Annotated in this window: 11 protein-coding genes; 5 read left to right on the top strand and 6 right to left on the bottom strand. The window is 34.3% G+C overall.

Features of this window, described 5'->3' with window-relative positions; all coding sequences use genetic code 11:
• Window positions 1-66: 66 nt before the first annotated feature.
• From tnaC to mutT, 4 genes are all read left to right on the top strand, one after another.
• Window positions 67-171: a tryptophanase leader peptide gene (tnaC, locus tag JEP40_RS19280; RefSeq protein WP_071788547.1), complete on the top strand. Its 105-nt coding sequence runs from the start codon at window positions 67-69 to the stop codon at window positions 169-171.
• A 114-nt stretch (window positions 172-285) separates the two neighbouring features.
• A complete protein-coding gene (locus JEP40_RS14465; RefSeq protein WP_198624097.1) occupies window positions 286-1,689 on the top strand; it encodes a tryptophanase in 1,404 nt (467 codons plus the stop codon).
• A gap of 72 nt (window positions 1,690-1,761) precedes the next feature.
• Entirely contained in the window at window positions 1,762-3,012 is a 1,251-nt protein-coding gene (locus JEP40_RS14460; protein WP_198624096.1) for an aromatic amino acid transporter, read from the top strand.
• 106 nt (window positions 3,013-3,118) lie between these two features.
• On the top strand, window positions 3,119-3,511 hold the full coding sequence (gene mutT / locus JEP40_RS14455) for an 8-oxo-dGTP diphosphatase MutT (RefSeq protein WP_198624095.1): 393 nt from the start codon (window positions 3,119-3,121) through the stop codon (window positions 3,509-3,511).
• A gap of 78 nt (window positions 3,512-3,589) precedes the next feature.
• On the opposite strand, the gene yacG is transcribed toward mutT, so the two are convergent.
• From yacG to ppdD, 6 genes are all read right to left on the bottom strand, one after another.
• Window positions 3,590-3,802 (bottom strand): DNA gyrase inhibitor YacG, encoded by a 213-nt coding sequence (gene yacG, locus JEP40_RS14450; RefSeq protein ID WP_198624094.1) that lies wholly within the window; start codon window positions 3,800-3,802, stop codon window positions 3,590-3,592.
• A 54-nt stretch (window positions 3,803-3,856) separates the two neighbouring features.
• The gene (gene zapD, locus JEP40_RS14445) at window positions 3,857-4,609 is read right to left on the bottom strand and encodes a cell division protein ZapD (RefSeq protein ID WP_198624093.1); all 753 of its coding nucleotides are present in this window, start codon (window positions 4,607-4,609) and stop codon (window positions 3,857-3,859) included.
• Window positions 4,602-5,225 (bottom strand): dephospho-CoA kinase, encoded by a 624-nt coding sequence (gene coaE, locus JEP40_RS14440; RefSeq protein ID WP_198624092.1) that lies wholly within the window; start codon window positions 5,223-5,225, stop codon window positions 4,602-4,604. Before coaE ends, zapD begins: the two co-directional genes overlap by 8 nt.
• Before the next feature lie 233 nt (window positions 5,226-5,458).
• Window positions 5,459-6,658, bottom strand: coding sequence for a type II secretion system F family protein (locus tag JEP40_RS14435; protein WP_198624091.1), 1,200 nt, complete (start codon window positions 6,656-6,658; stop codon window positions 5,459-5,461).
• A complete protein-coding gene (locus tag JEP40_RS14430; protein WP_232799304.1) occupies window positions 6,655-7,755 on the bottom strand; it encodes an ATPase, T2SS/T4P/T4SS family in 1,101 nt (366 codons plus the stop codon). The genes JEP40_RS14435 and JEP40_RS14430 overlap by 4 nt, the downstream gene beginning before the upstream one ends.
• A gap of 84 nt (window positions 7,756-7,839) precedes the next feature.
• Entirely contained in the window at window positions 7,840-8,283 is a 444-nt protein-coding gene (ppdD, locus tag JEP40_RS14425; RefSeq protein WP_198624090.1) for a prepilin peptidase-dependent pilin, read from the bottom strand.
• Between the two features lie 210 nt (window positions 8,284-8,493).
• Here ppdD and ampD point away from each other — a divergent pair, with 210 nt between their 5' ends.
• Entirely contained in the window at window positions 8,494-9,036 is a 543-nt protein-coding gene (gene ampD / locus JEP40_RS14420; protein WP_198624089.1) for a 1,6-anhydro-N-acetylmuramyl-L-alanine amidase AmpD, read from the top strand.
• Window positions 9,037-9,077 lie beyond the last annotated feature (41 nt).

The following is a 9,077-nucleotide window of genomic DNA, read 5'->3' as shown; positions in this document are numbered from 1 at the left end:
CGTGTTTAACTGTTATATAAAATAGCATGTAAATTGTACTATTTCCTGACTAGTAAGGGTTAAAGTATGTTCTCATCATTTAATGTTTTGATAATATTAAGAGGTTTCTTCAGATTGAAGAAATGGTTTAATATTGATTCTGAACTCGCCTTCTTCTTCCCTGAAAAATAATCCTTTTTTATATCCATCCAAAATAATTTAATACTCTTTTTCTATTTGTTTAAATGGAAAGATTATTTTATTTATTCGTAAAATTATAATTTAATATATATTAAAGGTATTATCATGGCTAAAAGAATTGTAGAACCATTCCGTATTAAAATGGTAGAAAAAATCCGTGTTCCTTCAAGAGAAGAACGTGAAGCTGCATTAAAAGAAGCGGGTTATAACCCATTCTTATTACCAAGTCATGCCGTTTATATAGATTTATTAACGGACTCTGGTACTAATGCAATGAGTGATCATCAATGGGCAGCAATGATAACAGGTGATGAAGCTTATGCCGGTTCAAGAAACTATTATGATTTAAAAGATAAAGCCAAAGAACTATTTAATTACGATTATATTATTCCAGCTCACCAAGGTCGTGGTGCTGAAAATATTCTTTTCCCAGTATTATTAAAATATAAACAAAAAGATGGAAAAGCAAAAAATCCTGTTTTCATTTCTAACTTCCATTTCGATACAACAGCAGCGCATGTTGAATTAAATGGCTGTAAAGCAATTAATATTGTTACTGAGAAAGCGTTTGATTCAGAAACCTATGATGATTGGAAAGGCAATTTTGATATTGCTAAATTAAAAGAAAATATTGCTAAGCATGGTGCTGATAACGTTGTTGCTATTGTTTCAACAGTGACCTGTAATAGTGCTGGTGGTCAGCCTGTTTCAATGGATAATTTAAAAGAAGTTTATGAAATCGCCAAACAACACGGTATTTTTGTTGTAATGGATTCAGCTCGTTACTGTGAAAATGCGTATTTTATTAAACAGCGTGATCCTAAATATAAAAATGCCACAATTAAAGAAGTTATTTTAGACATGTATAAATATGCTGATGCATTGACCATGTCAGCGAAGAAAGATCCATTGTTAAATATCGGTGGTTTAGTCTCTATTCGTGATAATGAAGAAGTCTTTACATTAGCAAGACAACGTTGTGTACCGATGGAAGGTTTTGTCACCTATGGTGGTTTAGCGGGTCGTGATATGGCTGCTATGGTGCAAGGTTTAGAAGAGGGTACAGAAGAAGAATATCTGCACTATCGTATTGGTCAGGTACAATACTTGGGCGATCGTCTACGTGAAGCGGGTATTCCAATTCAATATCCTACAGGGGGGCATGCTGTTTTCGTTGACTGTAAAAAATTAGTGCCTCATATCCCTGGCGATCAATTCCCTGCTCAAGCGGTAATTAATGCCCTTTATTTAGAATCTGGTGTTCGTGCAGTTGAGATTGGCTCGTTCTTATTGGGGCGTGATCCTGCAACTGGTGAACAAAAACATGCAGATATGGAATTTATGCGTTTAACCATTGCTCGTCGTGTCTATACTAACGACCATATGGATTATATTGCTGATGCGCTTATTGGTTTAAAAGAGAAGTTTGCAACGCTTAAAGGTCTTGAGTTCGAATATGAACCACCTGTATTAAGACACTTTACTGCTAGATTAAAACCTATCAAATAAATAATACTCCACAATAATAATGGCTCTCGTGCAATGCGAGAGCCCTATCCTTATTTCAGTAAGGACTAAAAAATGGAAAATAAGTCGGTAAATAAAGAACCCTCAATTATTGTAGGGGGATTTGTGTTGGGCGGTGCCATGATCGGGGCGGGAATGTTTAGCCTCCCAACAATAATGTCTGGTGCTTGGTTTATTAACTCACTCTTTATATTGTTTATTGTTTGTTTTTTTATGTTTCACTCAGGGATTTATATTCTTGAATGTATTTCAAAATATGGGGCGGGAACCAACTACTTCCATATATCAAAAGAGTTATTGCCAAAATGGGCCTGTTATCTCGCTAATGCATCTTTAATATTTGTATTATATATATTAATTTATGCTTATATTTCTGCTGCTGGTTCGATTATTTATGAGGCGTCATCATTATATGGTATTAATTTAAACCTTAGAGCAATATTCTTTGTATTCACTATCGTGCTTGGTGCAACAATATGGTGGGGGGGCGCTTGTGCGAGTCGCTTAACTTCCATTTTCTTATTTATTAAAATTGTTCTGTTTATATTAGCTTTTTCTGGATTGTTTTTTAAAGCAAGTGGCGACTTATTATTTAGCGCAACTTTTGAAGGGAAAAGCCAGTTATATCTTTATCCATTTATTTTTATCATTATTCCTTATGCGATAACTTCATTTGGATATCATGGAAATGTTTGTAGCCTTTATAAGCTTTATCATGAAAATGAAAGAAAGGTTGTTAAGAGTTGTGTGATTGGTTGTGTATTAGCGCTAGTTATTTATTTACTTTGGATGATTGGTACTATGGGGAATCTACCCCGTGAACAATTTATTACCATTATTCAAAAAGGCGGTAACTTAGATGCCTTTATTGATTCGTTATATACCGTCTTAAACAGTAAATATATTGAAGGTTTTTTATTATGGTTCTCAATTAGTGCCGTATTCTGTTCATTCTTAGGGGTAGCGATTGGATTGTTTGACTATATTTTAGCATCGCTAAAATTTGAAGATAACAAAACAGGACGCTTAAAATCAGGTGTTTTATGTTTTACACCACCTTTATTGCTCTGTTTGCTTTTCCCTAATGGTTTCTTAATTGCAATTGCGTACGCTGGTACGGCCGCTTGTGTCTGGGCAATTATTTGTCCTGCAGTCATGGCATTGAAAGCGCGAGAAAAGTTTCCCAACTCAGGTTTTAAGGTATGGGGAGGTAAGGGATTAATTTATTCTGTTATCGCTTTTGGTGCTGTAGGCATTATTTGCCAAACATTAGCTCAGCTTGGTTTCTTGCCTATTTATCGTTAAATAATCGATATAATCAGGGAAAGAAAACCAGAGTAGCACCATTGGATATAAGTTATAATAACGTTAAGTTGTTATAATAACTGGACTATTCAATAGGTTGTCTACAATGGATAAAAAAAAGCTACATATTGCCGCGGGTATTATTTGTGATCAAAGCAATAATGTCTTTATCACCCAACGCCCTCTAAAATCGCATATGGGGGGATTTTGGGAATTTCCAGGGGGGAAATTAGAAGATAAAGAAACTCCTGAGCAGGCGTTATTGCGTGAGTTACAAGAGGAAATTGGTATTGATGTAACACAGTGCTCGCTTTTTGAAACGGTAGAGCATGATTTTCCAGATAGGCATATCACATTATCTTTTTTCTTAGTGACTCAATGGGATAATGAGCCCTACGGTAAAGAAGGGCAAGATTCCAAATGGACTTCTATCGCATCATTAAATGCTGAAGATTTTCCACCGGCTAACCGTACAATTGTGGCGCTGTTACAAAAGTAAAAGCATATAAATGGATGTAGTTATAAATAAAATAGCCACTTCAATGAGTGGCTATTTTTTATGTTCTTAATTGGAGTATTAAAAATCTTTAGGCTCAGGTTGTGGCGCTTCACTCCAGTCATCACTGTCATTAATATCGCTTTGGCTTGGAATACGTTTTGATTCGTCAGCCCATTCACCTAAATCAATAAGTTGACAACGTTTGCTGCAAAAAGGTCGATAAGGGCTACTTTCATTCCAAACAACTTCTGTTTGACAGGTTGGACATTTCACAATTAATTTTTCGCTCATTATCTCTCCTAGATTTCATTGGCGCGATAGGTGTTAATAGTAATCAACACAATGTTAGCAACAAGCAATCTCAAAGGGTAGTTCTAGCGGTATTGTTCCATTTTCACTATCAAGTGGTAAGAAGCGGATCGCGTAACGATTTTTATGGCCGGATACTTGAGGATAGATCTGGTGGTCAATGGCGATTTTAAGACGTAGTAGTTCACCTTCTTCTGCACTATCTTGGTAAAAACCACGATGACTTAACGCTGGTTTAAAGGTATCTGATTGGCGAATAAGTGTTAGTAAGCTATTTAATGCATTTTGTAATGGTAACAAACCTGTCATCCAGTTTTGTAATTTTTCATCACGGATAGTTTGAGGCAAACTTAACCACAAATGCAATGCTGGTACATCAAAATTACAGCATCCACCAGGGATACTTAGGCGCTGTTTGACTAAACTTATCACTTTATCTTGTTTTAAATGCTGACCAATTCGCGGAGCTTGACTTAATACCGTTGCATTCTCGGATAATTCATTAATAATTTGAGTCACAATCTCTTTATCAACATTAGGAAATGAAAGCCATTGTTGTAATTTTTTTTGTCTTTTTTCTAATTCTTTAAGTAATTCAGCACGAATTTCGCCACGATCAAGCACTTCAATAAATTCTGATACCGCGCGGAAAAAAGAGAGTGCAGTGGGTAACGAATCAATTGTATGAAAACTGTTAATTTGAATTAAGGAGTTTTCAATTCTAAGCCATGAACGCATTTTTTCATTTAGGGGATGTTCGAAGATGATTGTTGTGATGTCATCACTCATGGCTGTTGTCCTGTAACGCTTGTTGAGCTAATTCTAAGTAATGCTGATGGAGTTGCTTAACTTTTCCAATTATATTTTGGCTATTATCGTGATTTTCAATAATATCATCAGCGGCGGCTAATCGTTCTTGTCTTTGAGCTTGTGCCTTTAAAATATTGAGCACTTGTTCTCGACTTACGCCATCTCGTTTCATTGTTCTTGTTATTTGTTCTTCTTGTGTGACATCAACGACAAGAACACGAGAGGCTAAGTGAGTTAATTTATTTTCAATTAATAAAGGAACAACCCAAATAAAATATGGGGTTTTAATTTGTTGTATTTGCCTTTGAGTCTCTTGCTGTATCAAAGGGTGAAGAAGATTATTGACCCAATTTTTTTCTTCATCGTGTTGAAAAATAATCTGGCGTAGCTGAGCTCGGTTTAATGAGCCATCAGGCAATAAAATGCTGTCACCAAAATGCTGATGCAACGCATTTAGCCCAAAGGAATGAGGCTCTACCACTAATCGAGCAATAACATCAGCATCAACAAGAGGTACACCTAATGAGGCAAAAGCATTAGCAATAGTGGTTTTACCACTGCCTATTCCGCCTGTAAGAGCAACCATATAAGCCATTGTGTTTATCTATTTTTAATGTATTAAAATTTGCTATTAGTTTGGATATTCTAAAGCCTAATTTTGTTTTTATCACAAGATAATAACCGCAATATTTAGGTTTTATTCGGTTATTATGATAGATGATTTTCTGCTACCCTGACATCCTACCTCATAATCAGTAATAGAATTATCATCAATCAATCACTTAGTGGGAAAGATCACAATAACATATTACTCATAAAATTTGTGACTCACTGTATAGTATCACCTAACTGTAATATAGGAAGATACATAGCCATGATTAATGTACCAACAATCAATGCAATTATCGCCATTAACAATGGCTCTAGCCATGTACTGATAGTATTTAATTGTTCTTCAAGCTGATGATAAAACCAATCACTTAATTGCTGGCAAAAATAGAGTAACTGTCCTGAATTTTCCGCACAAACGATAAATTGATGACAAATGGGGGGAAAATAAGACGTATTTTTCATAAATAAACTTAATGATTTTCCTTGTGTAATGTGTTCACTCATTTGTAATAGCTGGCGTTTATAAATAGGATGTGTAAGTTGTTCTATAATAATCGTTAAACTTTGTAATAATGGTAATCCAGCTTGTTGTGTAATACTTATTATCTGAAAAATAAGATAGAGTTGATGATATTTTAATAGTATGCCGAAATAAGGTAGATGAAGAAAAATAGCTTGTTCATAGTAATAAAATAACGATGAATAATGTCGAATGAAATGATATAATAACATTATCCCAATAGAAAAAATAATTAATATAACAATATAGTTAGAAAACCATTGTGAGAAAGCAATTAATGTTAATGTTAAATCGGGAAGCTCTGTATTAAATGCACTGTATAATGATTGATATTCTGGTAAAACGTATAACAACATAATACTGGTAATAGAAAATAAAATAGCCAATAAAAAAAGAGGGTATTTAAACGATTTTTTAATTTTTTTAACTATCTCTTGTTGTTTTTTTAAATGTATTATTTGAAGTGTTATGACTTCATTTAACTTTCCGCTTTCTTCGCCAATAAAAATAAAGCGTACTAATGAAAGTGGAAAATAAATGGGATAACGGCCTAACTGTTTTGAAAATGTACCGCCTTGCATTAAGTTAAAAATAATATCATTTAAGACACATTGCCAATGAATATAACGACACTCATTTTTTAATAATGTTAAAGCAGGTAAAAGAGCCAAGCCTGAATGAAGTAATAATGCGAGTTGTTCAAGTAATTGAATACGATATTTTTTATCACTTTCTTGAAATATTATGATTTTGTATAAACGTATTTTTATGGGGATTTTTTGTTGCTGGGTTAATTTAATAAAAACGTCATTACTTGATGACGCGAGAATGTTTCCTGAACACCATTCGCCTTGATAGCTTAATGCATCGTAACGATAAATTTGCTGTAATTTCATTCAATATCTCCCAGTGTTTGATAAACCTCTTCTAGTGTTGTTATCCCTTGTTTAATTAATAAAAAACCTGAATGGAGTAAATTATAAGGAGATGCATGTGTTTGTTTTGTTGGTTCAAAACAGTCATAGATTGCCGTTCTGCCTTTATAGCCGGAGCTGCATTGTTGACAACCTATTGCTTGCCAGTTCGGCAATTCAATAATTTCTTCATTAATATGGATTTGTTTTTGATTGGGTAAACAGGTTTTACAATGCGAGCATAAACAGCGCACTAATCTTTGTGAAATAATCAAACTAATACAAGAGTGAATAAGATCTTTTGCAATGCCTAAATTGTGTAGACGCATTAAGGTGGTATTTGCGGAATTAGTGTGTAATGTGGATAAAACAAGATGGCCTGTTTGTGCTGTTTTCATTGCCATTTCAGCAGTGTAGGGATCACGAATTTCACCTACCATTATAATGTCAGGATCTTGACGTAATAATGCGCGTAGTATTGTAGTAAATGTGATCCCCGCTTTTTCGCAAATCTGAATTTGATTAATACCATCTAGTGGTAATTCAATGGGATCTTCAACACTATTTATATTACGGTTATCTTTATTTAAATAATGTAAGCAACTATATAAAGTTAGTGTTTTTCCACTACCTGTTGGACCTGTGACTAAAATCATACCTTGCGGTAAATTTAAATATTTCTTTAATAGTGTTAAATGAGATGGCTGAAACCCTAAATGGGTTAATTCAGGTTGTTGGAGATTATTGATAAAGCGTAAAACGATTTTTTCACCATAAAGAGTGGGAAGTGTGGCTATTCGTATTGAATAATTTTTCTCATTATAAGACCAAGTAAATTGCCCATCCTGAGGTAATCGTTTTTCTGCAATATTTAAGTTAGCCAATATTTTTAAACGTGTCACTATTTCTTCTGAGAATTCATTCGGAGGTGGAGAAAATAAATATAAATGGCTATCTATTCTGGCTCTAACTCTAAAGTTGAATTGCTGAGGTTCAATATGTAGATCAGAAACGCGCATTAAAATGCTATGGCGTAATAGATGTTCAATAAATTCTGTTGCTGAGTGTGTGATATCCATTATTCACCTTTTTATATTTATTTTATTTGCGTTATTTTAATACAGGAACATTCAATGCGAATGCTCCCCAATATCCATAATGTATTAATATGACTTAAATATTTCAGTGCATTGCTTTTGTAACTTAGTATTAGTGGTGGAGCATTGTGTCCTCCATACAGGAAGATATTCCCCCGTATTTTTTTCTAAAGACATGACAAGGGTTAGGCCTTCAAGTTGTGCTTTTCCAGTTGCATTAATGACACCATTTAATACGGAGACTTCAGAAAGATATCGACTGCGAAATTGTGGTGGCATGAATGTTGAGTCTGAATCACAATGCTGAAGTTCATTTTCATAACGGCATAATTCAACTGCTGAACGATAAGGGGAGAGCGTTTGCAATATATCCGTTAAAGCCGCTTTTTGGATATAACCCTGATAAGCAGGAATAGCGACAGAGCTTAAAATAGAAATAATGGCAATAACAATCATGAGTTCCATAAGAGTAAAGCCATTTTCGGATGAGTGATAATTAAGTGCGTTCATCTAGTGTCCTCCTTGATTAATAGACACTAGCAGTATGAAAAAAAAGGACTTTATTGGCGAATTGATAAAATAAAGTTTGAGTAAAATATCGAAAAGAAAACAGAGATATACAAATTTAACCTTTATTATTGAGAGAAAGTTCGCACTTATTGATGAATATGAGTTAATAAAATTATTGATAATAACTAAAACACAGTAGAGAGGGTTGATGTGGAAATTAAACAAGGTTGGCTTATTGATGCGAGAAAAGTACCTTCACCAAATCATGATAGAAGGCCTGAAGGTGAAGTTCCCTCTTTACTGATTGTTCATAATATCAGTTTGCCACCCGGACAATTTGGTGGGCCCTATATTGATAGGTTATTTACCAATACGTTATCAGAGCAAGATCATCCCTTTTTTAGCGAGATAATTGGTTTAAGAGTATCTGCTCATTGCCTTATTCGGCGTGATGGTGAAATTGTGCAATATGTGCCTTTTACAGATAGAGCATGGCATGCGGGTGTTTCTTTATATAAAGGTAGAGAAAAGTGCAATGATTTCTCTATTGGTATAGAGCTTGAAGGTACTGATAATTGTGATTTTACACTAAACCAATATCAGCAATTAGCCAAGATAACTCAATCACTTATTACGCTTTATCCCGCCATTAAAGAGAACATAACAGGGCATAGTGATGTTGCTCCAAATCGAAAAACAGATCCTGGGCCTCATTTTGATTGGGATTATTTTCGTAGTTTGTTAATGAAATAACAGTGTTAAATGAATTAAAAGATGCTTGCACTGCATTTGTA

Source organism: Proteus vulgaris, assembly GCF_016239305.1.
GTDB lineage: Bacteria > Pseudomonadota > Gammaproteobacteria > Enterobacterales > Enterobacteriaceae > Proteus > Proteus vulgaris_C.
The sequence above is the reverse complement of the archived record's forward strand: the minus strand, read 5'-3'. Positions and strand labels throughout refer to the sequence as shown.